28 protein-coding genes and 1 tRNA gene are annotated in these 24839 nt (G+C 51.4%); 11 read left to right on the plus strand and 18 right to left on the minus strand.

Going from position 1 to position 24839, the window contains the following annotated elements; genetic code table 11:
* Positions 1 to 51 precede the first annotated feature (51 nt).
* Positions 52 to 1197 carry an MJ1477/TM1410 family putative glycoside hydrolase gene (locus E3E32_RS02595; RefSeq protein ID WP_167730040.1) on the plus strand — a complete coding sequence of 382 codons (1146 nt, stop codon included), beginning with the start codon at positions 52 to 54 and terminating at the stop codon, positions 1195 to 1197.
* On the opposite strand, the gene cobS is transcribed toward E3E32_RS02595, so the two are convergent.
* The 4 genes from cobS to E3E32_RS02615 are packed head-to-tail and all read right to left on the minus strand — an operon-like array spanning position 1182 to position 3180.
* Positions 1182 to 1883 (minus strand): adenosylcobinamide-GDP ribazoletransferase, encoded by a 702-nt coding sequence (cobS, locus tag E3E32_RS02600; RefSeq protein WP_167730041.1) that lies wholly within the window; start codon positions 1881 to 1883, stop codon positions 1182 to 1184. The genes E3E32_RS02595 and cobS overlap by 16 nt on opposite strands.
* Before the next feature lie 3 nt (positions 1884 to 1886).
* Positions 1887 to 2297 carry an alpha-ribazole phosphatase CobZ gene (gene cobZ / locus E3E32_RS02605; RefSeq protein WP_167730042.1) on the minus strand — a complete coding sequence of 137 codons (411 nt, stop codon included), beginning with the start codon at positions 2295 to 2297 and terminating at the stop codon, positions 1887 to 1889.
* Entirely contained in the window at positions 2294 to 2935 is a 642-nt protein-coding gene (locus E3E32_RS02610) for a diphthine--ammonia ligase family protein (protein ID WP_167730043.1), read from the minus strand. The genes cobZ and E3E32_RS02610 overlap by 4 nt, the downstream gene beginning before the upstream one ends.
* Positions 2932 to 3180 carry a hypothetical protein gene (locus E3E32_RS02615; protein WP_012571641.1) on the minus strand — a complete coding sequence of 83 codons (249 nt, stop codon included), beginning with the start codon at positions 3178 to 3180 and terminating at the stop codon, positions 2932 to 2934. Before E3E32_RS02615 ends, E3E32_RS02610 begins: the two co-directional genes overlap by 4 nt.
* 42 nt (positions 3181 to 3222) lie before the next feature.
* On the opposite strand from E3E32_RS02615, the gene E3E32_RS02620 reads away from it, so the two are divergent.
* The 3 genes from E3E32_RS02620 to E3E32_RS02630 are packed head-to-tail and all read left to right on the plus strand — an operon-like array spanning position 3223 to position 5791.
* A complete protein-coding gene (locus E3E32_RS02620) occupies positions 3223 to 3969 on the plus strand; it encodes a uracil-DNA glycosylase family protein (RefSeq protein ID WP_167730044.1) in 747 nt (248 codons plus the stop codon).
* Positions 3957 to 4841 (plus strand): adenosylcobinamide-phosphate synthase CbiB, encoded by an 885-nt coding sequence (cbiB, locus tag E3E32_RS02625; RefSeq protein WP_167730045.1) that lies wholly within the window; start codon positions 3957 to 3959, stop codon positions 4839 to 4841. Before E3E32_RS02620 ends, cbiB begins: the two co-directional genes overlap by 13 nt.
* A complete protein-coding gene (locus tag E3E32_RS02630) occupies positions 4826 to 5791 on the plus strand; it encodes an aminotransferase class I/II-fold pyridoxal phosphate-dependent enzyme (RefSeq protein ID WP_167730046.1) in 966 nt (321 codons plus the stop codon). The genes cbiB and E3E32_RS02630 overlap by 16 nt, the downstream gene beginning before the upstream one ends.
* Here the strand turns inward: E3E32_RS02630 and E3E32_RS02635 are convergent.
* Positions 5772 to 6533, minus strand: a complete 762-nt coding sequence (locus E3E32_RS02635; protein ID WP_167730047.1) for a class I SAM-dependent methyltransferase — start codon at positions 6531 to 6533, stop codon at positions 5772 to 5774. The genes E3E32_RS02630 and E3E32_RS02635 overlap by 20 nt on opposite strands.
* 243 nt (positions 6534 to 6776) lie before the next feature.
* Here E3E32_RS02635 and E3E32_RS02640 point away from each other — a divergent pair, with 243 nt between their 5' ends.
* Together E3E32_RS02640 and E3E32_RS02645 are read left to right on the plus strand one after the other, a co-directional pair.
* Positions 6777 to 9431, plus strand: a complete 2655-nt coding sequence (locus E3E32_RS02640; protein WP_167730048.1) for a valine--tRNA ligase — start codon at positions 6777 to 6779, stop codon at positions 9429 to 9431.
* A gap of 157 nt (positions 9432 to 9588) precedes the next feature.
* Complete coding sequence (locus E3E32_RS02645; RefSeq protein ID WP_167730049.1) at positions 9589 to 10170, plus strand: ferritin family protein; 582 nt, start codon at positions 9589 to 9591, stop codon at positions 10168 to 10170.
* Positions 10171 to 10186: 16 nt separating this feature from the next.
* On the opposite strand, the gene trm10 is transcribed toward E3E32_RS02645, so the two are convergent.
* From trm10 to E3E32_RS02660, 3 genes are all read right to left on the minus strand, one after another.
* Positions 10187 to 11299, minus strand: coding sequence for a tRNA (guanine(9)-/adenine(9)-N1)-methyltransferase (trm10, locus tag E3E32_RS02650; RefSeq protein WP_167730921.1), 1113 nt, complete (start codon positions 11297 to 11299; stop codon positions 10187 to 10189).
* A gap of 110 nt (positions 11300 to 11409) precedes the next feature.
* Positions 11410 to 12162: a hypothetical protein gene (locus E3E32_RS02655; RefSeq protein WP_167730050.1), complete on the minus strand. Its 753-nt coding sequence runs from the start codon at positions 12160 to 12162 to the stop codon at positions 11410 to 11412.
* Between the two features lie 347 nt (positions 12163 to 12509).
* Positions 12510 to 12587, minus strand: a tRNA-Glu gene (locus E3E32_RS02660).
* 115 nt (positions 12588 to 12702) lie between these two features.
* Here E3E32_RS02660 and E3E32_RS02665 point away from each other — a divergent pair.
* Positions 12703 to 13698 carry a class I SAM-dependent methyltransferase family protein gene (locus E3E32_RS02665; protein WP_167730051.1) on the plus strand — a complete coding sequence of 332 codons (996 nt, stop codon included), beginning with the start codon at positions 12703 to 12705 and terminating at the stop codon, positions 13696 to 13698.
* A gap of 75 nt (positions 13699 to 13773) precedes the next feature.
* Here the strand turns inward: E3E32_RS02665 and E3E32_RS02670 are convergent, their stop codons facing one another.
* Positions 13774 to 15099: a TldD/PmbA family protein gene (locus E3E32_RS02670; RefSeq protein ID WP_167711748.1), complete on the minus strand. Its 1326-nt coding sequence runs from the start codon at positions 15097 to 15099 to the stop codon at positions 13774 to 13776.
* 10 nt (positions 15100 to 15109) lie between these two features.
* Complete coding sequence (locus tag E3E32_RS02675; RefSeq protein ID WP_167730922.1) at positions 15110 to 16477, minus strand: TldD/PmbA family protein; 1368 nt, start codon at positions 16475 to 16477, stop codon at positions 15110 to 15112.
* A gap of 346 nt (positions 16478 to 16823) precedes the next feature.
* Between E3E32_RS02675 and E3E32_RS02680 the strand changes: the two genes are divergently transcribed.
* Both E3E32_RS02680 and E3E32_RS02685 read left to right on the plus strand, forming a co-directional pair.
* Positions 16824 to 17168, plus strand: a complete 345-nt coding sequence (locus tag E3E32_RS02680; RefSeq protein ID WP_167730052.1) for a cupin domain-containing protein — start codon at positions 16824 to 16826, stop codon at positions 17166 to 17168.
* A 2-nt stretch (positions 17169 to 17170) separates the two neighbouring features.
* On the plus strand, positions 17171 to 17860 hold the full coding sequence (locus E3E32_RS02685; RefSeq protein ID WP_167730053.1) for an aspartate racemase: 690 nt from the start codon (positions 17171 to 17173) through the stop codon (positions 17858 to 17860).
* Here E3E32_RS02685 and corA read toward each other — a convergent pair.
* From corA to E3E32_RS10095, 3 genes are read right to left on the minus strand one after another with little or no spacing between them, the layout of a single operon-like run.
* Positions 17855 to 18826, minus strand: a complete 972-nt coding sequence (corA, locus tag E3E32_RS02690) for a magnesium/cobalt transporter CorA (protein ID WP_167730054.1) — start codon at positions 18824 to 18826, stop codon at positions 17855 to 17857. The two genes, E3E32_RS02685 and corA, sit on opposite strands and share 6 nt — an antisense overlap.
* Before the next feature lie 10 nt (positions 18827 to 18836).
* Positions 18837 to 19517, minus strand: coding sequence for an MBL fold metallo-hydrolase (locus tag E3E32_RS02695; RefSeq protein WP_240910552.1), 681 nt, complete (start codon positions 19515 to 19517; stop codon positions 18837 to 18839).
* A complete protein-coding gene (locus E3E32_RS10095) occupies positions 19505 to 19660 on the minus strand; it encodes a hypothetical protein (protein ID WP_240910553.1) in 156 nt (51 codons plus the stop codon). The genes E3E32_RS02695 and E3E32_RS10095 overlap by 13 nt, the downstream gene beginning before the upstream one ends.
* 107 nt (positions 19661 to 19767) lie before the next feature.
* Here E3E32_RS10095 and E3E32_RS02700 point away from each other — a divergent pair, with 107 nt between their 5' ends.
* Positions 19768 to 20961, plus strand: coding sequence for a redox-regulated ATPase YchF (locus E3E32_RS02700; protein ID WP_167730923.1), 1194 nt, complete (start codon positions 19768 to 19770; stop codon positions 20959 to 20961).
* Here the strand turns inward: E3E32_RS02700 and E3E32_RS02705 are convergent.
* The 5 genes from E3E32_RS02705 to E3E32_RS02725 are packed head-to-tail and all read right to left on the minus strand — an operon-like array spanning position 20948 to position 23911.
* Entirely contained in the window at positions 20948 to 21901 is a 954-nt protein-coding gene (locus tag E3E32_RS02705; protein ID WP_240910554.1) for an endo alpha-1,4 polygalactosaminidase, read from the minus strand. The two genes, E3E32_RS02700 and E3E32_RS02705, sit on opposite strands and share 14 nt — an antisense overlap.
* A complete protein-coding gene (locus tag E3E32_RS02710) occupies positions 21898 to 22335 on the minus strand; it encodes a class III signal peptide-containing protein (RefSeq protein WP_167730056.1) in 438 nt (145 codons plus the stop codon). The genes E3E32_RS02705 and E3E32_RS02710 overlap by 4 nt, the downstream gene beginning before the upstream one ends.
* A 36-nt stretch (positions 22336 to 22371) precedes the next feature.
* Positions 22372 to 22893, minus strand: coding sequence for a class IV adenylate cyclase (gene cyaB, locus E3E32_RS02715; protein ID WP_167730057.1), 522 nt, complete (start codon positions 22891 to 22893; stop codon positions 22372 to 22374).
* Complete coding sequence (locus E3E32_RS02720) at positions 22894 to 23376, minus strand: Lrp/AsnC family transcriptional regulator (RefSeq protein ID WP_167730058.1); 483 nt, start codon at positions 23374 to 23376, stop codon at positions 22894 to 22896.
* A gap of 1 nt (position 23377) precedes the next feature.
* Positions 23378 to 23911: a UbiX family flavin prenyltransferase gene (locus E3E32_RS02725; RefSeq protein ID WP_167730059.1), complete on the minus strand. Its 534-nt coding sequence runs from the start codon at positions 23909 to 23911 to the stop codon at positions 23378 to 23380.
* 100 nt (positions 23912 to 24011) lie between these two features.
* On the opposite strand from E3E32_RS02725, the gene E3E32_RS02730 reads away from it, so the two are divergent.
* The gene (locus E3E32_RS02730) at positions 24012 to 24815 is read left to right on the plus strand and encodes a diadenylate cyclase (RefSeq protein WP_012571619.1); all 804 of its coding nucleotides are present in this window, start codon (positions 24012 to 24014) and stop codon (positions 24813 to 24815) included.
* The last annotated feature ends 24 nt before the right edge of the window (positions 24816 to 24839 follow it).

Consider the following 24839-nt stretch of genomic DNA (forward strand, 5'->3'; position numbering starts at 1 on the left):
CGTTTATACGTGGGAGAAACCGTTAAAAGGTCTTCTCTTTTACTTGGGCTTATGCCAGAAGTTAAAAGATATATACCCATTGTGATTCTCGTTGCTGTGTTGCTGGTTGGGGGTTGTCTCCTAGACACTCATCAGGGTTACCAACCTAATGAAACAACCTCAAGTCCAGTACAGCCTTCTTACTTCAACGGGAGCACAAACTCAACTTTCTTCTCCCGTCCCTTAACATCAACTCGAGCCTTCTCCACTGAGACTATCATAAAAAACCTCAATCAAACAGAAGCCCCGACACCTTCATCTAATGAAACTGAAACCACTTCTAGTGTTTTTTTCAACGAATCACAGAATTTAACCTCTCTGATAATCAACAGCTGGGCCTACTGGCTTCAGAACGCGAGTCCTCTGGTTATAGCGGAGAGTGGCTTTGATTTAATCGTCATGGACTACTCGCGTGACGGAAGCGATGAAACTGCCTACAGCAGTGAGGAGATTGATCTGATTAAAAACGCGGGAGTTGTTCCGATAGCTTACATCAGCATCGGCGAGGCTGAGGACTATCGCTTCTACTGGAAAGAGGAGTGGAAAGAAAAACCTCCTGCCTGGCTCGGACCGGAGAATCCCAACTGGGAGGGGAACTACGCGGTAAAATACTGGGATGATGAGTGGAAGGAGATAGTGTTTGAATATTTCGACAGGATCATTGCACAAGGCTTTGCGGGGGTTTACCTTGATAAAGTTGACGAGTTCGAGTACTGGGGCGAGAATGGCTATAATGAGAACTGGACGGCCCGGAAGATGATCGAGTTCATACTCGAAATAGCAAACTACACGCGCTCGAAGGCCGGTGAGGATTTCCTGATAATTCCCCAAAACGGTGAGCAACTCCTTGAATATGATGACGGCAGACTTTTGAAGACGATTTCCGGCTGGGCCAGTGAGGACGTCTTTTACGACGGCCTTAAGCCGAGCCCTTGGAGGGACGAGAAGGTGCCTTACTTGGACACGGTTGTTAAGGCCGGAAAGCTTGTTTTAGTGGTTGACTACGTGGATGACGGAAGTAGTAGCGAAGAAAATCTCGTGAGGATCCTCGACTTCATCGAGAAGGCTCATGAAAGGGGTTACATCCCCTACGCGGCAATGGAAGACAGGGAGCTGGACGAGCTCGTGATTATCCCGGGTGTTCAGCCGCCCAAGTAAGCCCCCGCAAACGCCACAACCAAAAGCGTCCCAGCCCTCGTTATCTCCGCTATTGCACCTATGCAGTCGCCGTTTATTCCGCCAAAGTTGTCGAGGGCAACTTTGATGGCGTAACCTCCGAAAGCCAGACCAAGGAGCGAGACCAGGGCATTTTGCTCGTAGACAACTACAGGGACGAGGAGAATGGCGTAGAAGATGAACCCACCGAGGAGCTGGCCGCTGTTCATCCTCTCCATGAAGTAGGCCCCAAGCCCTTGGCCGAGCGGTTTCCTGGTTGCCAGCGCGAGGAGCATGGCGAGCTTTGAGTTTAGCTCCGCCAGAAAGATGGCGTAGAAAGGAACGAGCTGGAGGGAATAGACCTGTAGGAACAGAACCATGACCACCGCGAAGAGGCCCGCTATTCCGGTGTTCAGATCCTTCATTGCCTTTATTTTCCTCTCGCGATTGCCTTTGACCATAACTCCGTCGGCGAAGTCCGCCAGACCGTCAAGGTGGAGAAGGCCGATGGTGAAGTAGAGCGCCAAAACCGCCAGGACGTTCGAAAGGGGAAGTTTTAAGTAGAGGACAAGCGTTGGGAGCGCCGAACTCACCAAAGCGACAAGTGGAAAGGCCCAGAGCTCCTTGCGAGCTTTCTCGAAGTCGCCCTTGATTGGCACCCGTGTCAGGAAGGGGAGGAGGTTTTTCATGGCTCAGTCCTCCGAAAGGAGTTTCGTCATGCAGCCCGCTATGAAGCCACCTACTGCGTCGTCCAGAAAGGGTGGCAGCTCCTTCAGTATTCCGGGCTTTCTCGTGTCATAGTAGAAGAAGTTGAAAAGGGCCATTTTACCGCCGATGTATTCTGCTATGCTTATTCCAATGAGCTCATCGGCTACTAAGTTCACGGGGTCACCTTCAATGTTAAAGTTCTCCTCAAGGAGGAGCGCCGCCATGAGCAGAGACTGAACGTTGATGTCGTCAAGATAACGGAGCATCGTCTCCTTCAGCAGTTTTCTAACGTCTCTGGCATTTTCACCGATGTAGAGCTCCATCGCGGTGTCGAGCATCTTTTCAAGGGTTATGCCTTTTGATTCAAGTTTTCTGAGGGTTTCTCCGGCTCTCATTCTCTCACCAGCCTGAACTTCATCCACCAGTAGGTCTCGCTCTCCACCACCTTCAGCGGCTTCAGCTCAAAACTTCCCTCAAACAGCGGGCACTTTAAGACCACTGTGTGGAACTCAGCGAACTCGCCAAGGGGGTCAATGCCGGGGTTTGCATCGAGGAAGCGCTCCAAATCCTCAACCGAGCGGAAGGTGTAGCCGAGCCATTCCTTGGAGAGCTTCTCCTTGTTGACCGCGATTATCGCGTATTCAAATCCAGCTTCGATTATCTCTCTCGCGAGCTTAAACGTGTTCCTGCCCCATAGAGGCTCCAAGACTTTAACGCCCGCTCCTTCGGCCAGCCTTTCGATCCACTCCAGGTGGTCTTCGAGCAGCACATCCCCCGCGATGAGGTAATCGACGCCGAGTGAGCCGATGAATTCAGCTAAAGCCTCGCTCCCTTTTGCCATATCAAAGATCAGAAGCTCCTTTCCCATAGCCCCAGCGAGCTTTTCCAGCTCGCTCAGGTTCTCATAGTGTGGCGAGACTCCGATGGTGGTCTTCAGGACAAGGAAATACGGGACACTTATGCCGCTTTTCTGGGCCAAATAAGTTGCATAAAGCCCGTCCTTGCCGCCGGAGAAGAAGGCAATGCCCTTCAAGTTGAACCCTCCAGCCGTGTCTGCTCGTACTCCTCGCGGAGGATTGAAAGCTTCTTTTCATCAACGTACGCCACAACCGCGCCGCAGTCGATGCAGAGCCAGGGCCTGCCCTTTACTCCCGGCTTCAGGAAGCCTGTCAGTCTGCTCTTCCAAGGCGGGACCCAGAAGTACTGAGCATGCCCAAGAAAGTCAGTTTTACTTGGTACCATAGTCCCTCCGCAGAAGGGACACTTTCTCGTCCCCATGTCACCACCAGAATTATAAATGCCTTGGATGTTTTATCCTTTATGCTGCTGAAGCTTGACGAGCTGGAGCAGATTGGAAAGGTCTATGTAAATCCAAGAAACCTTAAGACTAAGCTCCTCTTCCTCAGGGACTGGCGAGACTTTCTCAACCTCGAGGAGAAGGTTTACGGCCTCTACGCGAGGACGATTTACAATCCGGAGCAACGCTTTCTTGTCGTTGATAGGAAGGATAAGAAAGTCTCAGGAGAGCTTGAGGCCCTTTACCGGGAGTTTCTCCGTGAACCGCTGAAGTTCTGCCACGAGGAGTATTACAGCTATCAGCTCGAGGTCAGGAGTTTCGATGGTCTGCCCTTCGCCAATGGCTGGGTTGGTTCGGGCGTTGTCCTTGTAGGCGAAGCGCCTGGGAGGAAAGGCTGTGGTCTAACTGGGATATGCTTCTATCGCGACGCCTCGGGAATGCTGCTTAGGAAGGCCCTCTTTTCTCTAGGGATTAACCCAGACTTTGTCTACATCACCAACGTCGTGAAGTGCAACCCGCCAGGGAATAAGCTTAAGGGCTTCGACGAACGGGAGCTCAGTCTCCTACAACGGGAGCTTGAGATCCTGAAGCCAAAAGCTATTTTTGCCATCGGCAGGACGGCGGAGAAGGCCCTAAAAAGACTTGGCTTTGATGCAACCTACTTAAGACATCCCGCCTGGTACGTGCGCAGGGGCTTGAGGGAACCTAACGAGGAGATGCTCAGTGAATACACCCAGGTAAAGGAGGCCCTCGGAGAATGGAAGCTTTAGTAACTTTTGTGGTTGCGCTCCTCTGGGATTTCCTCCTCGGCGAACCGCCAGCATTAGTCCATCCTACCGTCTGGTTCGGCAGGCTAATCGGTCTCTTTGATGGGATATACAGAAGAAGAAGCTCGATTTTGGACTTTCTTGCTGGAACCTTTGCTTCCCTCTTTGTCATCACCTTCGCCTTTACCCTCTCCCAGTTTCCAGGGCTTGTGCCAAGGTGGCTGGGTTTTGCTCTGGCCGTTTACCTCTTCAAGAGCTCCTTCGCGATTAAAAGCCTCGCCCAGCACGTGGAGAACACGGTGAGGGACGACATAGAAGAGCAGAGGAAGTACGTGGGCTGGATAGTCAGCAGGGACGTCTCAAAGCTTGACAGGGCCCATCTCAATTCAGCGGCCATAGAGAGCCTCGCGGAGAACATCACAGACAGCATCGTTGCTCCGCTGTTCTACTATCTCCTCTTCGGCCTGCCAGGAGCTTTGGTTTACAGAGCCGTTAATACGCTCGACGCGATGATAGGCTACCGCGATGAGAGGCACGAGTATTTCGGCAAGTTTGCAGCGCGTCTTGACGATTTGCTCAACTTCATCCCAGCCCGCATTACCGTTCTGCTCTTCCTGCCGCTCAGCCCGAGAAAGGTTCTCGAATACTGGGGGAAAGCGAAGTTTAAGATAAACGCTGACAAACCCATAGCAGCGATGAGCGCCGTCCTCGGTGTCTGGCTTGAGAAAGAAGGGGTTTATCGCTTTGAAGGCAGGGAGCCGATGTTTGATGACATTAAGAAGGCTCTCAGGGTTTATCGGATTGTTGTAGGGGAGTGGGTTTTAATATGCTTGATTCTACTCATCCTGGGGGTGTGTCTATGCTCAAACCCATAAGCTTCAAGGCCCACCACGGCGGTGCGAGGGAAGAAGGTTTGCTCGACTTCTCAGCGTCTCTGAACCCCTATACCCCTGAATGGCTAGATGATATGTTTAACCGAGCAAAAGAGCTGAGCGGCCGTTACTTGTACTGGGAAAAGCTCGAGGAAGAGCTTTCTGAATTAGTTGGTGAACCCCTGACGGTGACGGCCGGAATCACTGAGGCGCTCTATCTAATCGGCATCCTCGCGATGAGGGAAAAGCGCAAGGTAGTAATCTCGCGCCACACCTACGAGGAGTACGAGAGAGTAGCGAGGATTTTCGGTGCAGAAGTCATTAAAGGCCCAAACTCTCCAGAGAAGCTTGCCGAGCTAGTTGAAAAGGGAAGCTTAGTCTTCTTCTGCAACCCCAACAATCCTGACGGTAAGTTCTACTCGCCAAAGGAGCTCAGGCCTCTTCTCGATGCCGTCGAAAACAAAGGCGCGCTCCTCATACTTGACGAGGCCTTCATAGACTTCGTCAAAGGGGCGAAAAGTCCCGAAGGGGAAAACCTCGTGAAGCTCAGGACCTTCACTAAGAGCTACGGGCTGCCCGGGATAAGGGTGGGCTACGTCATCGGCTTCGAGGAGGCCTTTAAAAGCGTCCGCATGCCCTGGAGTATAGGCTCGCTCGGCTACGCCTTTTTGGAGTTCCTCATCGAGGACGACTTCGAGCATCTCAAGAAAACGATGCCTCTAATCTGGCGCGAGAAGGAGCGGATGGAAAAGGCCCTGGACATCAAAAGCGACGCCAACTTCTTCATCAAGCGCGTTGGGGATGCAAAGGCGGTCGTTGAAGCGCTCAAACGTAGAGGAATAGCCGTCCGCGACTGCACGAGCTTTGGTTTGCCTCAGTACGTCCGCTTCAGCGTGAGGAAGAGGGAGGAGAACGAGAGGCTTATTGAGGCATTCAGGGAGCTTGGCCTTTGATCCCGACGAGCCAGAGTCTCCACACATTCGCCGGAAGCTCCCTCTGAAAGTCGCCATAAATTCTAACCTCGTCGAAATGCTTCTCAGCAAGCAGGCGCATTTCTCTGGCGGTGTAAACGTTCAGGTTCTCGTGAGTGAAGAAGGCTCTGACTTCACCATCCGGATGTATTATCTGAACAAGATGCTTAAGGTGAAGCCTCTGGCTGGCGTTCTCGAACTCCTTCCATGTCGTTGTCACGACGATCTCGTTTCCTTCACGCTCTTCTCTAATATCGGGACCCCTATCACTATAGAAGAGCAAATTCGACCAGTCTGCGACGAAGACTCCTCCAGGCCGTAGAGCTTTAATTACAGAATTAAATAATTCATTAATTCTGTCCTCATCGAGATAGAGGATGCTCGAGAAGAACATCGTCACCGCGTCGAACTCCTCTTGGAAGTCGAGTGCCGCGGCATCTCCCAACATGAATTCCACGCTCAACTCCTCTCTCTGGGCCTTCTCTCTGGCCACAGTCAGCATCTCCTCGTTGATATCGAGACCCACAACCTCATAGCCTCGCCGGACAAGCTCAAGGGTTGGCGCACCGGTTCCGCAAGCTGTGTCGAGAACGCGCCTAACTTCCCGCCTCGCGTCGTTTCTGAATATCTTTTCGACGAAGTCAATTTCCTGGGAGATCCTCTCCAGCCGCGCTCGATAGATAACGTCATAGTAGCGCGCGAGGCTCCTGTAGAGCTCACCCATGGAACCACCTCACCTGAGCGTTCCTTCAAATGTTGCCACGAAAACCTTTTAAGGCTATGCACCATTAGGGGCATCGGTGGTGCCTATCGTCCATCGGAAGATTCGGGAAAACTAAAGCTCGTGCACGCTTCTTGGTTTCTGGGTTAGTGCAAACTCTAGGGGCACCACCGAAGGGATTAACCTTTTTAAACGCCCCTTCTGATAGGGAAATCATCACTGAAAAAGCCTCAGGTAGGTGGTAAGATGCTCCCGAAGACTTACAACCCGCAGGAAATCGAACCCAAGTGGCAGAAGTTCTGGCTGGATGAAAAAATCTACAAATACGAGCTCGACGAGAAGAGACCGAGCTACGCAATAGACACTCCGCCCCCGTTCACCAGCGGAACCCTTCACCTTGGTCATGTGCTCAGCCACACCTGGATTGACATTGTGGCCCGTTATAAGCGCATGACCGGCTACAACGTGCTCTTCCCGCAGGGCTTCGACAACCACGGTCTTCCGACCGAGCTGAAGGTAGAGAAGGAGTTTGGAATAAGCAAGGATCAGCCAGAGAAGTTTCTCCAGAAGTGTGTTGAATGGACCTGGCAGGCCATCGAGGCCATGCGCAACCAGTTCATAAGGATAGGCTATTCCGCCGACTGGGATCTGGAGTACCACACAATGGACGACTGGTACAAGGCAACGGTCCAGAAGTCCCTCCTCGAGTTCTACAAAAAGGGCATGCTCTACCGCGACGAGCACCCCGTCTACTGGTGCCCGAGATGTAGGACGAGCCTTGCCAAGGCCGAGGTAGGTTATGTTGAGGAAGCCGGCTTCCTCTACTACATAAAGCTCCCGCTTGCTGACGGCTCCGGTTACGTCCCGATAGCCACTACCAGACCGGAGCTTATGCCGGCCTGTGTTGCCGTCTTCGTGCATCCTGATGACGAACGCTATAAAGATGTCGTTGGCAAGAAGGTGAAGCTCCCCATATTCGAGAGGGAAGTGCCTGTCATAGCTGACGAAGACGTCGATCCGACCTTTGGAACCGGTGCCGTTTACAACTGTACCTACGGCGATGAGCAGGACGTCGTGTGGCAGAAGCGCTACAACCTGCCGGTTATCATAGCCATCAACGAGGACGGCACCATGAATGAGAGGGCCGGCAAGTACGCCGGCATGAAGACCGAGGAGGCCAGAAAGGCCATCGCCGAGGATCTCGAAAAGATGGGCCTTCTCTACAAGAAGGAGAAGATAACCCACCGCGTCCTGAGGCACACCGAGAGGAGCTCCTGTATGGCCCCGATCGAGCTCCTGCCGAAGAAGCAGTGGTTCATAAAGGTGAAGGACTTCACGGACGAGATTGTGAAAGTGGCAGAGAAAATCAACTGGTATCCGAGCGATATGTTCCTCCGCCTCAAGGACTGGGCTGAGTCAATGGACTGGGACTGGGTTATAAGCAGGCAGCGTGTCTTCGGCACGCCTATCCCGTTCTGGGTCTGCAAGAACGGCCATGTGGTTCCTGCCAGAGAGGAAGACCTGCCCGTTGACCCGCGTTTCGACAAACCTCCAGTGGAGAAGTGCCCGGTCTGCGGTGCCGAGCTCGAGCCTGTAACTGACGTCCTTGACTGCTGGGTGGATTCGAGCATTACGCCGCTCATCATCACCAAGTGGGGCAGAGACGAGTGGTGGTTCAAACACAACTTCCCGACCGCCCTGAGGCCGCAGGGAACCGACATCATAAGGACATGGGCGTTCTACACGATATTCAGGACCTACGTTCTCACCGGGGAAAAGCCCTGGGACGACATCCTCATCAACGGAATGGTGGCTGGTCCAGACGGAAGGAAGATGAGCAAAAGCTATGGCAACGTCGTTGCACCGGACGAAGTGATTCCGAAGTACGGCGCCGACGCCCTGAGGCTCTGGACTGCCTTAGCGCCACCCGGAGAAGACCACCCGTTCAAGTGGGAAACGGTTGACTACAACTACCGCTTCCTCCAGAAGGTCTGGAACATCTACCGCTTCGCCGAGAGGCATCTCGAGGACTTTGACCCGAAGAGCGCCGAGGGCATAGAGCTTGAGCCGATTGACCGCTGGATACTCTCGAGACTTCACAGGCTCATCAAGTTTGCGACTAAAGAAATGGAACGCTACCGCTTCAACCTGCTCACGAGGGAGCTGATAACCTTCGTCTGGCACGAGGTCGCTGACGACTACATCGAGATGATAAAGTACAGGCTATATGGCGACGACGAAGAGAGCAAGCTCAAAGCTAAGGCCGCCCTCTACGAACTGCTCTACAACATCATGCTCCTGCTCGCTCCGTTCGCACCGCACATCACCGAGGAGCTCTACCAGAACCTCTTCAAAGAGCGCATTGGAGCGAAGAGCGTCCACCTCCTCGAGTGGCCGAAGTACGATGAGGGCAGGATTGACGAGAACGCCGAGAAGCTCGGAGAGCTCGCGAGAGAAGTAATCAGTGCCATGAGGCGCTACAAGAACTCCCATGGCTTAGCACTCAACGCTAAGCTCAAGCACGTGGCGATCTACGCTACCGACTCCTACGAAATGCTGAAGGCCATCGAAAAGGACATCGCCGGAACTATGAACATTGAGAGGCTTGAGATAATCAAGGGTGAGCCAGAGCTCGAGGAGCGCATCATCGAGATAAAGCCCAACTTCAGAACAGTAGGGCCGCGCTACGGCAAGCTCGTGCCAAAGATAACCGCCTACCTCAAGGAGAACGCCGAGGAAGTTGCCAAGGCCCTCAAGGAGAGCGGCAAGGTCGAGTTCGAGATTGAAGGGCAAGATGTCGAACTGGGCAAGGACGACATCGTCCTGAGGAAGGCAGTGTTCAGCAAGGGCGAAGAGGTTGAAACGGCCGTCGTTGGAGACGCCGTGATTCTACTCTTCTGAATCTTTTCCATTTTGTTACTTTATCGTTTAAGCTCGTCCTTAGCGTCAACATGCCAGCGCTACTGATTATACAAGGTTGTAGGAAATATTACAGGTCACGGTATCCTCGAAAAAAGTTTTTTAACAAGTGCCCACTAATTGCCTTCAGGGATGTGATATGAGCAAGGCTCTGGAAATGTTTATGGAAAAGGCCAGCATAAACGAAAACGTCATGAAAACTCTTCGTGAAATATCCAAGCGCTCATTGAAAGAAATCCTTTCATACATCATCAAAGGAGAAAGAGACGCCACGGGACTTTATACGTTCCTGCACCAAAACATGCCTGAGGAGTACGCAAAAAAGAAATTCAAGGAGTTCGTTGAGATTGAGGAAAGTCACGACAAGAGAGTCCGGACGATATTTGAGAGTCTGTTCCCCGGAGAAGAACCATTAGATATGCCTTTGAATAGCTGGGCAGAGGTTCTTGCAGAGAAAGACTTCCGGCTTAGAAATGTCGAGGATTATCTAACTGTACTGCGTATAGGTATGGATACCGAGAAGCTTTCGGAGGCTATCTACATAGTGCTCATGGAGAGGCTGGAAGATCCAGAACACAAACGTATCATGAGCGAACTCGCAAACGATGAGAGAGATCACTATGAGTTTCTGAAGAAAGAATACGACTTTTACTCCAAAGTTGAAGCCAAGAAGTCCTTAGAGGAACTCGTTAGAGAGCTCAGAGAAAAGAAAGGGGCTTAAGATTTTGCTATGCTTTTTAGCAGTTGTAGCACAGCATCGCGGCCTTCTTGAGGAGTATGACCCTGTAAAGCTTGCCGTTGATTATTCTAGGGTTGGAAATCTTGTTGAGATGGTGCATCCGCTTCCTTTCAAGGGCCATTAAATCAAGCTCGCGCAGAACCTTTACGAAGTCCTCCCAGCGTATCTTAAGCCACTTGGAGTACTCGTCAAACAGCTCCCTCTCGACGACGCGGTAAACTTTGCCGTTTATCATGTAGCGAGTCGCATGCTTTGGAAGCTCCTTTCTGAGGCGCCAGCGTGCGTGAAGTGGCTCCTGGAACTCGTAGACTGCCTCGTCCATACCCTTGCCTTCCACCATCATCTTGAGTATTATGCCGAGGATTCTGTTTATCCTGTCCGGGACACCGACGACATCGCCCCTAAGGACTATTTTCCTCCTGTGGACTTTTATTCCTTCCTTTTCAAGCTCCTCACCGATTTTTGGTGTGGTCTTCTTCTTGGTTCCGCCGGTATCAACGATGCCGCCGATGATGAAGGCTTTAACTCCAAAGTCTTTCTCTCTCAGAACCTCGTCCGCCCAGGGGTCGAGGAGTACGACCTCATCGATGCCCTCTTCCTTCAAGAAGTTGGCGGTAGATTCCTCGTATGTCGTTATCCTCTCAACCGGGCCGTGGAACATGGATTTGAACTCATCGTTCGCCCAGGTTACTGCCAGCTCTTTTCCCGTGAAATAGTCTCTCAGCAGGCCGTAGCTCTGAGCCACCTGGAGGCATATCTTGCCCTTTTCCTTCTGGGTGTGCTTGTCCCAGTGCATTAGGTCAATTATGAAGTAGGGCCACTCCGGAATGCGGGCCTTCAGGTCTTCAGCCCTGATTAGAACCTTGAACTTTTCAGCCATGCAGCCCGGCACGTAGGCGTAGCGCGAGCCCTTAACGCGGTTCCCGTTTAAATCCCACGCAACTGCCGTTGGCTCTGGAACTTCTGCTATGACTCCCTTTCCGTTAAGGACGTCCACTGCCACATCCTGGAGCTTATTCTTTGACTTGCGGTAGCGCTTTGAAAGCACACCGAAGCTCTCTATACCCTTCTCCTGCAGAACTTCCCTGAAAACCTGGGCGAGTGTCTTCATGGCCATCGGGCGGGGAAACGGATGAAAGGTTAAAAGCCTTTTCATTTACATCATTAACTCCGGCAAAAAAATATTGGGATCATATCCGGATGCCCAATTCAAAAAATAAATCAAAGAACTTGAATCCTGTGTTCTTTTGAGAGCTTTATTGTGTAATGCCTCGGTTGGAACTCTGGGACAAGGGATCTTGGTATTAGTATGGTCTCCTCTAGACCCGCGGTGCCAGTATTGGAAATGAATTCTATGATTTGATCACTAAGACTGTACAGCCATGCTGTTACATAATCGGGAACAGCTTCTCTGTTTAGGAGTGCAATGGTGAGAATATTAATTTTCTTGTTTTTATTTATCACTTCATTTTCAAAGCTAGCGAGGGATGCTCTTATCAGGTTGTCCATGGTTTGTTTTCCAAATTCATGGTAGAGCCCTTCCAACGTCGCAGCTAGACCAACTACAGTTGAGCCTTCAGGGATTCGCGATGATAGTCTGCCATATATTTGAAGCAATTTTGGAATTCCTGTATCTCCACTCCAGCCTCTTATCTGGATAATGTACGGACGATTGTCTGGTATATCGTACTTGGATCCGAAGAGGTCAATTATGTAAAGCCTCCCTGCTTTTCCCTCTTTTTCAAGATCCAATCCAGCACATTTGGTTCTCAATTGAAGCTTTGAAATTGGTAAAGTCGTATTTAATATGACTCCAATTGCCCCTCGATCAATCATGCTCTTGAATATCTTCAAACCAAGTACCCATCCCAGTGACCTTTTGTCATGGGATATCAAAAGATTTCCCATATCAACTATTCCTCCACCCAAGGCGGAATCAATCTCCTCTATTCCAGTCTTGACAACGCCTACCATAATACCACCATAGAGAGTCTCTTTTTAATGTTAAAAAATTTTCGGTATTGTTTTGACAATACATTATGATCGCTTGGAAAATCTCCGAAATTACAAAAAACTATCGAGATACAATATAAGAATGTAAAAATCACCCATCCAAAATGAGTGCGGAGCTTGGAGGCAGCTGAAAGTCTAAAGACCCTGTATTTCAAATTCATGCAGCTTTGGATTTAAAGGTTGTGGAGCCTTTGAGGGTGGCTTATAGTAGGTCTCGTTTTATTAATGGCATGTTGAGGTGGCTCTTTTTCAAAGAGGACCCGTCTCCAGTGGTGAAGCTTCTTGTAGAACAGCGTTTGGGAGAATTTTGGTGCCCCGGCCGGGATTTGAACCCGGGGCGCGGGCTCGAAAGGCCCGCATGTTTGACCGGGCTACACCACCGGGGCCCGATATTAGGGAAGGGTGAGCGTTTAAAAATCTTTCGTCGCTGGAGCTTGGAGGTAATATCCTCGGAAGTCAAAAACGGCAAACCTTTTGAACCCCCAGCGTAACTAACCCCTGATGTTCGCCGTAAAAGTCCCCAAGAGAGAAGCCGAAAAGACGAGACGAAAGCTCATCGAGCTCGGTGTTCTGGCTAAAAGCTACTCCGTGAAGCGGGAGGGCGAGTTCATACTCTTCCCCGTCACCGGGCCAGTTGAAGGCTTTGAAATCGTGGAGGCAGAGTTCGAGAAGACTAAGCGGAGGCCCCACAGCTACCGCGAGGTCGTTGAGGTTCCCGAAGAAGTGAGGCCTCTTCTCCCGAGTTCTTTCGACATCATCGGCGATGTCGCGATAATCGAGCTTCCCGAGGAGCTGATGCCCTACGGGGAGGATATTGGCGAGGCAATTCTGAAAGTCCACAAGCACATAAAGGCCGTCTTTGCTAAGGGGAGCAAGGTTGAAGGTGAATACCGAGTTAGGGAGCTGATTCGCCTTGCCGGTGAGAGGAGAACCGAAACGCTCCACCGAGAGAATGGGATACGGCTCAGGTTGGACGTTGCTAAGGTCTACTTCTCGCCGAGACTCGCCACCGAGAGGATGAGGATATTCGAGAAAACCCAGCCGGGTGAGATCGTCTTCGACATGTTTGCCGGCGTCGGACCATACTCGATACTCCTCGCAAAGAAAGCAAAGCTCACCTTTGCTTGCGATATAAACCCCTGGGCAGTTAGGTACCTCGAAGAGAACAGAAAGCTGAACAAGACGCCGAATGTTGTTCCCATCCTCGGCGACGTTAGAAAGATCGCTGGGAGAATTGAGGCCGACCGCGTGATAATGAATCTCCCCAAGTTCGCCGATCGCTTTTTGAGGGAGGCTATGCTGAGCGTTAAGGACGGCGGAATTGTCCACTACTATGGCTTTGGGCCCGAGGAGAACCTCTTTTCTGAACACGAGGCGAAAATAAATGGTATAGCGAAGGAGCTCGGCTTCTACATTGAGTTTTTGGATGAGAGAAAGGTCCGTCCCTACGCGCCGAGGCAGTTCAACATCGCGATAGACTTCAGGGTTTTGAAGTGACTGTTTTATAGGGAGAACATTGCTGCGTGCTTATTGAGAGCAGAGGCTCTAAAAGTTGAGAAAAAAAGAAAGGCGTCACTTTCCGGCGATTTTCACATTCTCGAACCTGATGAACGGCGTTATCATTGTCGTCATGAAGGGCATAACGATCTGCTCCTTACTGACCTCGCTGGCCTGTTTAAGCAGTTCATAGACGTTGCCCGCTATGAGGAAAACGCTGGAGCCGACGACTTCACCGTCCTCGATGAGGTAGGCTGGATTAGCCGTTACAGCGAAGTTTCCGTTGTCCGGGTTGCTCGAGTGCGCACCCTGGAAGCCGTCCACGAAGTAGCCCCTGTCAATCTCGCTTATCATATCCTCAAAGCTCTTTTTACCGTTCTCGATTGCCATGGTGTGGAAGCCGATGTTTATTCCGCCGCTCCTCAAATCACGCTTGCCGTTTCCTGTGCTCTCAGTGCCGTAGATTCTGGCCCAGTAGTTGTCCCAAACGAAGCCATTGAAGGTTCCTTTATCGATGAGGACGTTCTTCCTCGTTGGGACACCCTCACCATCGGCTATAACCGGCTCAATGGCGAGCTCGTGGAACGGGTCGTCGTAGAGAGTAAGAACCTCGCTCGCTATCTGTTCCCCGACCTTATCTGCAAGTGGAGTGGTCTCCTTGACGAGCCTCTCGCCGCTGAAGGCCGGGAAGAGCGCGTAGCTGAAGAGGCCCGCTATTGCCCATGGGCCGAGGATTATCGGCACTTCCTCGTTCTTGCTGGCTTTCACGTTGTAAGCCCAGCCGACCTTCCGGACGGCCCTTTCAACCACACCATCAACATCGAGGTTGAGGTCTCTCCTCGCTTCGAAGTCGAATATGCCAGGGGTTACGACGCCTTCTTTTCTGCCGACCAGCTCGAAGAATATGTAGGCGGCTCCTCCTTCCTGTGCGACATCAATGCCGTGTGAGTTGATGATCTGCCTCTCCTCCCAGGTTACGCCGCCTTCTCCACCCGCAACGATAGCGTTGGGGTCTTTCTCGCGGGCGAGCTTAATGCCGTGAACTATCATCTCGACCAGTCGGTCAGGAGGAGTCTCCTTAAGCTCATAGTTCGGCTTTGGGGCCTCGCGGTATTTGCCCGGCTCCGGAAGTGAAACCCACTTCTCATCCGGGCTGTTGAGCTTCGCCATCTTCGCAGCCTGCTCTATTGCTTCCTTTATTCTTGCCGGCTCGTCGCTGTCGATTATCGCCAGGCCAAGGCGCTTGTCCTTTATTCCCCTGATTATCGTTACGGCGCCGCTTCTGACGCTCGCCATTGAAATCTCGTTCAGTTCGATGTTGACGCTAACATTGCGGGAGCGGTAAACGGCAATTTCGAGTTCGTCAAAAAACTTCTCGCCGAAGCGGATAAGCTCCTCCATCTTCACCACCTCACCCGATAAGTATTCCCCCGTCAAAGCGCATGTGAGGTCCACCCGAGCTGACAAAGGCAGTCTGTCCCTTTCCGCAGAAGCCGACTTCAAGGCCGAAGTCCTTACCGACAGCGCTTATCTTCTTGAGAGCCTCTATCGCCACGCCAGTGATAGAGGTGTCCCTTATAGGCTCTGCAATCTCACCGTTCCTGATGACGTAGCCTTCCTGAATTCCAACCTGGAAGGCCGAGTTGAGCTGCGCTTGGCCGCCGCGGAAGTCAACTACGTAGTAACCGAACTTTATGTCCTCGATGAGCTCCTCGAAGGAGTAATCACCGGGCTCGAAGACGGTGTTGCGCATTCTGATTATCGGCGGGTGGCGGTAGCTCTCGGCCCTTGCATGGCCATTTGGCTCCATGCCCCACTTGTGGGCGTACTCGCGGTTGAGCATTATCTCCTTGAGAATTCCGTTTTCGATGATGTGGATGTCCTTAACCGGAACACCCTCGTCATCGTACTTGTCGTTGCCAAAGCCGCCCTCAACGTAGCGCTCGCTCATTGTGACATACTCTGGGGCAATCTGCTTGCCGATGAGGTCCTTAAACGGTGAGTTTATCGTTAAGTCCGCCTCTGCAAGGTGGCCAAGAGCTTCGTGGGCGATGATGCCGACGACTATTGGGCCCGCTACGATAGGCCACTCGCCGCGCTTTGGAGCGATGCCGTCCAGCTGGGAGTGCATCTTCCTGAGGAGCCTCTCAGTCACCTTCTCGTTGGGCTCGTAGTCTGTCATGAGCTCCCAGCCGTAGTCAACGGCTCCGATGCTGTCCCTTGCCATCGCAAGCTTTCCTTCCTTCTTTCCGGTAACGTAGGTTCCCTGGAAGAGGTAGTTGTAGTCCCACTCTATTCTGGTCCCCTCGTTGGTGAGGAGTATCTTCTGCCCGCTGCCGTCTTCGTAGCGTATCTGAACGCTCTTTACTGCATTATCCTCCTTGAGGAGCTTCTCAAGCTCCCTAAGGTGAGCGACTTTCTCCTCGACGTCTACGTGAGCGGGTTTAATCTTCATCTTGCTCTTCACGAAGTCCTGGACGGGCTTTACCTCAGCCAGCTCAATCTTCTCCCTTTTCGTCTGTGCCGCAGCCTTTGCGAGTTTGTACGCCTCTTCAATGGCCTTCTCAATATTGGTGAGGTCGCTGGTTGAAGAAAAGCCCCAGGCGCCTTCGGCAAGAACCCTTATGGCCACTCCCTGATGGAACTTGCCCGTAAAGCTGGTGAAAACGCCATCCTTGAGGCCGAGCGTCGTCTTTCTTAAGTTCTCATACCTTAACTCTATGTATTCCGCTTTCAGGTTGTCCTCAGCCCACCTAAGGGCCTTCTCAAGCGCCTCCATGGTCATCACCGTTTACCTTTGTCCATTGATGTCTCGGGGGAGAGATATAAAAGTCTTTTGAGGGTTTCGATGGTTGTCGAAAGAAATGATTAAAACTTCTGAAGTCTTAATACTCGAGAGGGGAATCATGCACCTACACTTCGGCAGGAGAAAGGTTCTAATTGTCTTCATTTCTTCTGTCTCTGATCTAAGCTCCTTGAATTCAAAGAGCTACTTGAGATTAACGGAAACGGAACTATACCAGGATCCCTGAGTGCGGGTTGCCATTGTGATGTGTTTGAACTAATAGGGAAATGCAGGCAATGATTTTATTTAGTTCCTTTTCTAATTGCCTCCTGGTGATCATATGAAGGCCGAGATCAAAAACCTCATCGACAGGGGCACTTACAGAAAGCTCCCTCTCTTCGAGGGTGAACTGCCAGAGGGAAGCTACGCCCAAATCGTCGAGGTGAAGCCGGGACAGACGGTTAAAAAGCACTATCACGAAAGGCAGTACGAGCTGTTCTACATAATAAGCGGCGAGGCTAGGCTCGGCATCGGGGAGACTGAGTACCTCGCAGAGCCCGGTGATATCTTTCTCGTCAAACCCAAGACGATTCACTGGGTAATCAATGAGAGCGACGAGCCCTTCAGGCTCTTCGTGGTCAAGCTGAATTACCACGGCGACGACTCCGTCTGGCTGGAGGAGTGAGGATGCCCGAGAGGGTCATCGGAATACTCGGCGGCATGGGACCATTAGCCACCGCAGAACTCTTCAGAAGGATAATCGAGAAGACCCCGGCGAAGAGGGATCAGGATCACCCGAGGATAATCATCTACAACAACCCGAAGATACCCGATAGGACGGCGTTCATCCTCGGGAAGGGCGAAGATCCGAGGCCGGAGCTTGTAGAGAGCGCCAGAAAGCTCGAGAGCTGGGGAGCAGACTTCGTAATAATGCCCTGCAACACCGCTCACTTCTTCGCGGAAAGCATTCAGAGGGAGATAAGCATACCGCTCGTCAGTATGGTGGAAGAAACCGCGAAGAGAATAGAGGAGATGGGACTTAAGAAGGTCGGTCTTTTGGCCACCGATGGAACTATTAAGGGCCTCGTATATCACCGTGCCCTCCTTGACAGGGGGATTCAGATAGCAGTGCCCACTAAAAAGGATCAGGAGCTCGTCATGAAGGGTATTTACGAGGGGGTTAAAGCTGGAAACCTCGAGCTGGGCAGGGAACTTCTCCTCCAGGTCACCAGGAGGCTGGAAAAGAGGAGCGAAGGCATAATAGCCGGTTGCACGGAGGTCAGTGTTGCGCTAAAGCCCGAGGATCTGAGCGTTCCTCTTATTGACCCGCTCGATGTGATAGCGGAAAGGGCTGTGAGGCTGGCCCTCGGTTTATAACCACCCCTTTCTTTTGAAGTAGTAGAGCATCCCGACGGCAATGAGCAGCATGCCGGATAGTGTCATGAAGTAGCCGTAGCGCCACCCCAGCTCGGGCATGTAGCGGAAGTTCATTCCGTAGATGCCCGTTATGAACGTCAATGGGATGAAAACCGTTGAGACAACGGTCAGAATTCTGATGATGTCGTTCGTCTTCATCGAGAGGGTAGAATAGTAGAGCTCGACGAGGCTATTGGCGAGCTCTCTTTGTCCCTCAAGGATTTCAAGAACTTCAAGCACGTGCTCGTGGAGTTCGTCGATACATCTCTTGGTCTCGCCCTCGAAGAACCTCGCGCCCTCGAGCTGGAGCTTTCTGAAGGCTTCGAGAAGCGGAAACACAGTGCGCCTCATGAAGAGTATCTCCCGCCTTATACCGTGTATCCTGTGAAGAACGCTCTCTTCGCCGGAAGATAGTATCCTGGCCTCCAGTCCCTCCATGCGGGAGCTTATGCGCTCGATTATGGGAACGTAGTTTTCCACTATCGCCTCGAGGAGGGCGAAGAGAAGGTAATCGGCACCGCGCTCACGGAAGAGTCCCTCTCCTTCGCGAATGCTCTCCCTTATGGGGTCGAAGACATCTCCGGGTCTCTCCTGCACGGTTATCACGAGATTCCCCTTCAGAAATAGTGCGATCTTTTCCCTCTTGAGGCTGCCGTTCACCTCGTAGACCTGGTGGAGGAGAAGGAAGAGGTAGTTGGGAAAGATCATGACCCTCGCACGGATACTTGACCGGGTAAGGGCTTTTATAGGTGCATCGTCGAGTTGTAGGGCTTCTTTGAGCTCCGGGATGATGGAAAACCCGTCAACGTTTATCCAGACAACGTTGTATTTCTCGAACTCAACTGCCTCTTTGAGACTCGATACCTTCCTGCTCACGAATTTATCCCTCGAGTACGCGATGACGGTTATCTTAGGTTCCTCACTCATCTCCCGCACCTCAGAGTTCAATCATCATTCCCGAGTGGAGCTTGTGAAATTTCCTGCCATAGGCCTCCAGAAAAGCTGCCTCTGCCTTTAGTCCCGTGCAGTGGCCGGTGTAAACCTCCTCCACGCCCAGCTCAAGGAAGGCCTTTACCGTTTTCTCTATCCTCTCATCGCTCGCGTCAATAAGGTGAAAGCCTCCGATAACTGCCCTCACCCGTTCTTCGCCGGTCAGCATTACCGCGTGCTTCACGATGCTCACTATTCCGGCATGGGAGCAACCACTGACGATTACCAGACCTTTGGACGTTTTGAGGACGATGCTCATGTCGTCGAGCAGCTCGTCCCTTACAACACGGCCGTCTTGTAGGGTGTAAACTTCGAGGCTTACCCGTTCAAAGTCCTCCCTATCCCTGATTTCACCCGTTGAATAAACCCCTTCTATTATCTCAAGCGGTTCGGCCGTAAGATAGAGCTCCGTGAGCTCCTCGACTTCTTCCCTCCGGAATGGAACGCCGACATCTCTCAGGTGGGGTTTTGTGATGAAGTGCCTCCTGAAGATGCTTGGGTGTGCTATTATTGGAACTCTCTTCCCTATGGCCTTCAGCATTCCCAAAAGCCCACCGGTGTGGTCGTAGTGGCAGTGGGAGAGGAAGACATAGTCGATGCTTGAAGGTTCGAGATTCAGGAGGTGCATGTTGTGAAGTATCGGCTCGGCACTCTGGCCGACGTCGAAGAGGATTCTTTTCCCGTTTTTTCGATGAGAAAGCTCACACCGTGCTGCGCCAGGAATGGGCTCTCGTAGTCGGAGTAGTCCTCGACGAGGGTGTAGATTTTCATAGGGATTCACCAAAAAAGATTAGGATGCTTGGAGAGTTATAGTTTTCGGAGTTGTAGCAGACCATAGCCCTTTAAAACCCCCTGACCAATTTACCTCGGTGGTGAGCATGGAGATAGGTGTCGTTGGCAAGCCAAACGTTGGAAAATCGACCTTCTTCTCGGCGGCAACCCTCGTTGACGTTCAAATTGCCAATTACCCTTTCACGACGATAGATGCCAACGTCGGCGTCACTTACGCGGTAGCGGAGCACCCCTGCAAGGAGCTCGGCTGTAAGCCAAACCCGCAGAACTACGAATACAAGGATGGCCTCGCACTCATCCCGATAAAGATGATCGACGTCGCCGGTCTCGTCCCCGGCGCCCACGAGGGCCGCGGTCTGGGCAACAAGTTCCTCGACGACCTCAGGATGGCCTCCGCACTCATCCACGTCGTTGACGTTACGGGCAAGACCGACGCCGAGGGACAGCTGACTGACTACCACGACCCGGTCGAGGATATAGAGTTCCTGGAGAAGGAGATAGACTACTGGATATACGGCATTCTTAGGAAGAACTGGGAGAAGTTCGCCAAGAGGATAAAGCTCCAGCACCTCAAATTGGCGCAGGCGATAGCTGACCAGCTGACGGGAATAGGCGTCAGCGAGGAAGATGCCTTTGAGGCAATCCACAGGCTCGGTCTGGACAACGATCCCACGAAATGGAGCGATAAGGATCTTTTGGCCTTCGTAAGGGAACTAAGAAAGGTGAACAAGCCGATTATCATCGCTGCCAACAAGGCTGACGCCGCCAGCGACGAGCAGATAGAAAAACTCAAGAAAGAGGGCGAGAAGAGGGGATACATAGTTGTTCCGACTTCAGCGGCGGCTGAGCTCACCCTCAGAAAAGCCGCAAAGGCTGGCTTCATAGACTACGTTCCTGGCTCGAGCGACTTCAAGATCCTGAAGCCAATGAGCGCCAAGCAGGAAAAGGCTCTCCAGCTCATCAAGGAGAAAGTTCTCGACAGGTTTGGCTCTACCGGCGTGCAAGAGGTCATAAACAGGGCCGTCTTCGAGTTACTCCAGCTCGTTCCGGTTTACCCAGTCGAGGACGAGCACAAGCTCACAGACCAGTTCGGCAACGTTCTGCCGCACGTCCACTTACTCCCCAAGGGCTCAACGCCGAGGGACTTGGCATACAAAGTCCACACAGACCTCGGAAAGACCTTCCTCTACGCCGTCAACGCCAGAACCCACAGGCGTGTTGGAGAGGACTACGAGCTCGGATTCAACGACATCATCAAGATTGTCGCTACCGCAAGATGAAGCGGCCGAGGAGAATCAGCGGGAGGAAAATCACTGGCCCACAGACGGCCTCTTCATTTTCTTCACTGGACGTTTCTTGAGGTGTGCCTTCCCAGGTAGTCCTTGTGCCCTCCCTCTGACGCTCACACGGGTCAAAACCTATCCTCTGGAGGCTCAGGTCGGCGAGATAGACATCGGAGATATTGTATTCTTCCGCGTACATGCAGATTAATGCGGAGAACTCCCTCACCTGCGATTCGTTGGTTAGGTCAGCGTAGCTTAGGGCGAGTATTGAGATGTTGAGGGACTTAAGCTTTTGAATCTGGTCGAACTCCCATTGAAGTTCGCTCTCATCAAAAACCTCGTAGCGGTCGCTTGAGAAGTTGTAGTATGTCACAAAGTCCTCAAGGAGGACATAGTCAACGTAGGGCGCTATTTCCTCGGCTATTGAGAAGCCTCTGTTGGCGATTATTGTAATGTTGGGATAGCGCTCCCTAATGGCCCTCACCAGATTGATCATTGCGTCCTTTTTATCAGGATATAGATCAACGTAATCGAGGTTGTCTAGGAAGACTCCATCAAAGCCCTGGGAAAGGATATATGGAACCGCCTCTTCCAAAATTATACGCTCCCATTCAGGCGACGAAAAGTCCACTACTCCTTCATCCCAGTTCTGGTTTTCTCCTATTAGCAGGCCTTCCGGGAGGTTCTTTGCCCATGGTTCCCAGCCACCGATTGTCGCAAGGCTGACGTAGCCGACAACGGTGTGGTTAGCCGATAGCTTCGAAACGTAGGTCGAGTTTACGGTAGGTGAGAGGATTATTATGTCGAAGCTACCAAGCTCAGAGTACTCTGAGGGGCCTATCTGGCCGTAGTAGACCGCGAAGCTTGCTGAGACGCGTGTTGTAAAGATTGAAAAGCAGATTAAAGCCAGCAAAACGAAGAACTTGGCCCACTTCATCCCAGTCCCCTCTTCCAGAGTGTGAACTGCACCTGGCATGGAAACGCTTCCCTCGGAACTGGTGTCCAGTAGTTCGCCCAGTAATTGACCGGCTCGAGGATACCTTCGTGTTTAATTGGGTCAAGGCCAGCAACGTTGTTGGTGGGGCCGAAACACACCAGCTGAACCTCTGCGCCCGTAAGGGGTTTCTCAAGGGCCCATATGCGGTAGTAAACTTTGTATGTGCCATCACCGTTGTCCTCAACCCATGCTTCAACCTTAAAGCTCACCTGATCCTCAACTTGGCTGGTCAGGCTTTCAGGATCTACTGTAAGTGCAGTTGAGTACGGCGTGGATATGCCGCTTATCGCGCGTACCACGACCAAGATTATCACCAGAGCGGCCACTATCATGAAGAGGTACTCGAGAGAACCTTGGCCCCTATTAACCCCCATGGTATCCCCAGATAGTCTTTATGGGGTTTGAAGTATTTACATTTTGCCCCTGCTATCAACCTCGCGAAGGAGCTCCTGATACAGCCTTGGCTCAACATCTTTTTCCGTCAATCCGAGCTTTTCTGCAATTTTCCATATCCGCTTTTTCGCGCCTTCAACGTCGTTGCTCATGACCTCTATATCAAGAAACGCCCCCAGTCCCTCAACTTCGCTCAGCTCAAACGTCACATCATCGAGCTTATAAACCAGACGCCTTTTCCTAACCCATACGTCCTCTTTGAAGCCGAGACGTTTTAGGATCTCCCGGGTTTTTTCAAAATCCGAAATTTCAACTTCTATTTCGTCGAACTCCTCGTTCTCTCCAGGATCCTCTATTCTCTTGTACGTGAGGAAAGACTTTCCAAGGTTGGTTATCCGCCTAAGCCTAAGGAGCTCTGGAAGGGAAAGAGAAAAGTAGAGGTCTTCCTGAAGCTCTTCTCTGATGAATATGGCACCGAGAGATTCTATTGCGTCTTTGGTCTCATTAAATTCAACGCGAAACTTAACCTCTACCTCCATTTAGACCCCCACTAGGAACCCAACGAGTCCTTCGCCCTTGCTGAACTCGTCCAGCGTGAATACTTCGACTCGCTTGAGGGTCGGAAGGACTCTTATAGTCTCGTCCACAAAGCGGTTGAGCTTCTCGTGACTTTCTTCCCCTACCAATGCAATAACTCCATCCTTTCCACTCCTAGAAACTGCCAAGACGTTGGGAAGCATGGAAAGAGTTTTCATGATGTAACTGATATACCTCTCGAGGAAGTCTTCTATGATAGGGGTTTCGGCCTGAATGTAAACTATAGCGAGACTCTTCGGCTGGAGCTCTTTGCCAATAATTATAGTGTATTTATCAATGATGTTTCGCTCTTGTAGCTTTTTAATCCTAAAATGGATCGTGGATTCCGGCCTATTAAGCCTCTCGGCTATCTCGGATATTGTCAACCTTGCATCCTCCTTCAGAATGCGGAGGATTGCCCTATCAAGGTCATCAAGCTGGACCATATCAACTCCTCCACCGAGGGTATATCTCGTTCTCGATCCCAAGAAGGTCTAAGATTTTTCCAATTATAAAGTTTACCATTTCGTCCAAAGTTTTGGGTTTTGTGTAAAATCCTGGGGAAGCTGGCATGACAACTGCACCAGCTTGGGTGACCAGCACCATATTTTGCAGATGTATCAAGTTTAAAGGTGTTTCCCTGACGAGTAGGATAAGTTTTCTGCGTTCTTTTAAAGCAACATCGGCTACCCTTGTTATCAGGTTGTCGGCGTAGCCATTGGCTATTGCGGAAAGGGTCTTCATCGAACAGGGGGCTATTACCATGGCATCGAAGCGGTTGGAGCCAGAAGCTATCGGCGCGAAGAGATTCTCCTCTCGGTAATCCGGCTTGAAATCTATTCCAAGCTCGTGCCTTATCACTGCCAGACCTGTTTTAGAAGCTACCGTTACGACCTCATGCCCCAGCTCACGCAGAACTTCGATCAATCTCACACCATAGATTACACCACTTGCCCCGGTTATTGCAACCACGATCCTCATGTTTCACACCAAATGCCATATAGCACGCTTAGTTTTAACGTTTTCTGAAGACGGTAGATTTTTATACTACCCAAAGTCACTTCATTAATGGCTGGTTAATATGGGCAAGAGAATCCCCGAGATACTGATAAAAAGCGCGATCGATATCGTAAAAGAACTCGAAGGGAAATCGCTGGTGATACTCGAGGACGTTGAGCAAGGAAGAATTCCGGACATAGGAGTTACTGTTGTAATAGTGAGCTCTTCCTTTGACGTCGAGAACGAGAAGATCAAAAGAGTTTCAATTCCCCAGAATCTTGATCTGAACAACATTCTCAACTTAATCTCGGCATTTCTCCTTGAGCATGATATAGTTAAGGAGGGGGATTCTTTCGTTTACGTTACCAGCGAGCTGATCGGAATCAAAACTGTCAAGAAAAGCATCTCCGCCATGAGGGGCTTCTTTGCCCAGAACCAGAACGTCCTTCAGCGGCTGCTTGAGATAACCATCGAGCTGAGCATAGAAGGAAGGGAGGGCACACCCGTGGGAACGCTCTTCATAATCGGCGACACGAGGAACGTGCTGAAGCACTCCCACCAGATGATACCCAATCCCTTCAAGGGCCACAAGATAAACGTTCTTGACAGAGACAGCAAGGAGATCATCAAAGAATTCGCCCAGCTTGACGGGGCGTTCGTCGTAAGCAATACTGGGAGGATTATAGCGGCGGGAAGGTACATAGAGGTTGATCCCAGGGCCATAGATCTGATGCTCCCACCGGGACTCGGTAGCAGACACATAGCAGCCGCGGGAATAACAAAGCTGACTAAAGCCATCTCCATAAGCCTCTCCGAGAGCGGCACGATAAGAATATTCAAGAACGGTCTGATGCTCCTCGAGTACAACCCAAGAATTAGGTACTGAAGGAAACTTTGCGCCAGCAAAGTT

The organism is Thermococcus sp. GR6, from assembly GCF_012027415.1.
Classification (GTDB): domain Archaea; phylum Methanobacteriota_B; class Thermococci; order Thermococcales; family Thermococcaceae; genus Thermococcus; species Thermococcus onnurineus.

Bases quoted from the DNA above. Each gene is read 5' to 3' on its own strand.
- E3E32_RS02595 (WP_167730040.1), top strand. From the start codon at position 52: ATGCCAGAAGTTAAAAGATATATACCCATTGTGATTCTCGTTGCTGTG.
- cobS (WP_167730041.1), bottom strand. From the start codon at position 1,883: ATGAAAAACCTCCTCCCCTTCCTGACACGGGTGCCAATCAAGGGCGAC.
- cobZ (WP_167730042.1), bottom strand. From the start codon at position 2,297: ATGAGAGCCGGAGAAACCCTCAGAAAACTTGAATCAAAAGGCATAACC.
- E3E32_RS02615 (WP_012571641.1), bottom strand. From the start codon at position 3,180: ATGGGGACGAGAAAGTGTCCCTTCTGCGGAGGGACTATGGTACCAAGT.
- E3E32_RS02620 (WP_167730044.1), top strand. From the start codon at position 3,223: ATGCTGCTGAAGCTTGACGAGCTGGAGCAGATTGGAAAGGTCTATGTA.
- cbiB (WP_167730045.1), top strand. From the start codon at position 3,957: ATGGAAGCTTTAGTAACTTTTGTGGTTGCGCTCCTCTGGGATTTCCTC.
- E3E32_RS02630 (WP_167730046.1), top strand. From the start codon at position 4,826: ATGCTCAAACCCATAAGCTTCAAGGCCCACCACGGCGGTGCGAGGGAA.
- E3E32_RS02635 (WP_167730047.1), bottom strand. From the start codon at position 6,533: ATGGGTGAGCTCTACAGGAGCCTCGCGCGCTACTATGACGTTATCTAT.
- E3E32_RS02640 (WP_167730048.1), top strand. From the start codon at position 6,777: ATGCTCCCGAAGACTTACAACCCGCAGGAAATCGAACCCAAGTGGCAG.
- E3E32_RS02645 (WP_167730049.1), top strand. From the start codon at position 9,589: ATGAGCAAGGCTCTGGAAATGTTTATGGAAAAGGCCAGCATAAACGAA.
- trm10 (WP_167730921.1), bottom strand. From the start codon at position 11,299: ATGAAGACACTCGCCCAGGTTTTCAGGGAAGTTCTGCAGGAGAAGGGT.
- E3E32_RS02655 (WP_167730050.1), bottom strand. From the start codon at position 12,162: ATGGTAGGCGTTGTCAAGACTGGAATAGAGGAGATTGATTCCGCCTTG.
- E3E32_RS02665 (WP_167730051.1), top strand. From the start codon at position 12,703: ATGTTCGCCGTAAAAGTCCCCAAGAGAGAAGCCGAAAAGACGAGACGA.
- E3E32_RS02670 (WP_167711748.1), bottom strand. From the start codon at position 15,099: ATGGAGGAGCTTATCCGCTTCGGCGAGAAGTTTTTTGACGAACTCGAA.
- E3E32_RS02675 (WP_167730922.1), bottom strand. From the start codon at position 16,477: ATGGAGGCGCTTGAGAAGGCCCTTAGGTGGGCTGAGGACAACCTGAAA.
- E3E32_RS02680 (WP_167730052.1), top strand. From the start codon at position 16,824: ATGAAGGCCGAGATCAAAAACCTCATCGACAGGGGCACTTACAGAAAG.
- E3E32_RS02685 (WP_167730053.1), top strand. From the start codon at position 17,171: ATGCCCGAGAGGGTCATCGGAATACTCGGCGGCATGGGACCATTAGCC.
- corA (WP_167730054.1), bottom strand. From the start codon at position 18,826: ATGAGTGAGGAACCTAAGATAACCGTCATCGCGTACTCGAGGGATAAA.
- E3E32_RS02695 (WP_240910552.1), bottom strand. From the start codon at position 19,517: ATGCACCTCCTGAATCTCGAACCTTCAAGCATCGACTATGTCTTCCTC.
- E3E32_RS10095 (WP_240910553.1), bottom strand. From the start codon at position 19,660: ATGAAAATCTACACCCTCGTCGAGGACTACTCCGACTACGAGAGCCCA.
- E3E32_RS02700 (WP_167730923.1), top strand. From the start codon at position 19,768: ATGGAGATAGGTGTCGTTGGCAAGCCAAACGTTGGAAAATCGACCTTC.
- E3E32_RS02705 (WP_240910554.1), bottom strand. From the start codon at position 21,901: ATGAAGTGGGCCAAGTTCTTCGTTTTGCTGGCTTTAATCTGCTTTTCA.
- E3E32_RS02710 (WP_167730056.1), bottom strand. From the start codon at position 22,335: ATGGGGGTTAATAGGGGCCAAGGTTCTCTCGAGTACCTCTTCATGATA.
- cyaB (WP_167730057.1), bottom strand. From the start codon at position 22,893: ATGGAGGTAGAGGTTAAGTTTCGCGTTGAATTTAATGAGACCAAAGAC.
- E3E32_RS02720 (WP_167730058.1), bottom strand. From the start codon at position 23,376: ATGGTCCAGCTTGATGACCTTGATAGGGCAATCCTCCGCATTCTGAAG.
- E3E32_RS02725 (WP_167730059.1), bottom strand. From the start codon at position 23,911: ATGAGGATCGTGGTTGCAATAACCGGGGCAAGTGGTGTAATCTATGGT.
- E3E32_RS02730 (WP_012571619.1), top strand. From the start codon at position 24,012: ATGGGCAAGAGAATCCCCGAGATACTGATAAAAAGCGCGATCGATATC.